General features: G+C 43.5%; 1 protein-coding gene. It reads left to right on the forward strand.

Annotated features, from left to right (window positions below):
• A partial coding sequence (locus F6K51_RS37230) for a phosphotransferase (protein WP_293031194.1) occupies nt 1-1019 on the forward strand: 1019 nt, incomplete at its 5' end.
• Nucleotides 1020-1410 lie beyond the last annotated feature (391 nt).

Here is a 1410-nt window from a genome sequence, read left to right on the forward strand (position 1 = left end):
TTAAGCTGCTCGTAAAGCAGGAGCGACATAACCAGGAAGGGAAAGCCGCTGGTGAATTTTTGAATGAATGGCGAATTCAAGAATTCTTACAGCAATTTCCAGAACTTGCTAACCTCCGCTCTTTGATACCAGAGGTGTTGCATTTTGATGGTGAGAATTCCATTATGGTTTTCCGCTATCTCGATGACTATCGGGATTTAATGGATTTCTACGCCAAAGAAAATATCTTTCCTCCAGAGGTTGCTACCACCATCGGCACCCTTTTAGGAAAAATCCATCATCATACATTTAATCGTAAAGACTATCAAGATTTCTTCTGTACCGAAACCGATAATCAAACCACTGAGCAAGTGCCTAGATTAGTTAACAGTTTAGAACGAATTGGTCCGGAAATCTTTGGTTCGGTACCTGCTGACGGGCTGAAATTCTTTGCCCTTTATCAACGATACGATAGTTTAGGGCAAGCGATCGCACAACTAGGCAATACTTTTGCCCCCTGCTGTCTGACCCACAATGACCTAAAGCTAAATAATATCCTTCTGCACCAAGATTGGGAGCATGAAAGTACCAGCATGGTCAGGCTAATTGATTGGGAGCGCTGTAGTTGGGGAGACCCGGCGTTTGATTTAGGAACACTGATCAGCAGCTATGTCCAAATCTGGCTGAGTAGCCTAGTTATCAGTAAATCTTTAAGTATTGAAGAATCCCTAGGTTTAGCCATGACCCCCTTGGAACAGCTCCAGCCTTCCATTGCTGCCCTAACCAAAGGGTATTTTGAAACCTTTCCAGAAATTTTAGAATACCGACCTGATTTCTTGCGGACAGTAGTGCAATTTACCGGTTTTGGTTTGATTCAACGAATTCGGGCGATGATTGAGTACCAAAAATCCTTTGGTAATGCCGGGATTGCCATGCTCCAGGTTGCCAAGACCTTGTTGTGTCGTCCAGAAAAATCCATGCCCACGATTTTTGGCCCTGCTATTGCTGAATTAATCCAACTCCGTCCTTCCGCTGTTTAAGACATAGCAATTCTCTATCCCATGAGCTACAAAGAGATCCCCCTAAATCCCCCTTAATAAGGGGGACTTTGAGGTTGATAATCGTACCTCATAAATGCAATAAACGCTATAGCATTTCCAAATAGGTCATGAACAATCTTGCTGATTTCTCATAACATCAAAAACTCTTCATATCATGTCCGGATCATTAGTTATAAAAAACTTTATCCCTTCAAACCTTACTCCTTTACTTCTGCCTTCTGCCTTCTGCCTTCTGCCTTGCTTTTGCGCTTAGTATAAGTATTCAACCGGACATGATATCAAAGGTCTTTCCTACTACTCCCTACTCCCTACTCCCTACTCCCTACTCCCGACTCCCGACTCCCGACTCCCTACTCCCTACTCCCTACCA

This window comes from Moorena sp. SIO3I8, assembly GCF_010692325.1.
Taxonomy (GTDB): Bacteria; Cyanobacteriota; Cyanobacteriia; order Cyanobacteriales; family Coleofasciculaceae; genus Moorena.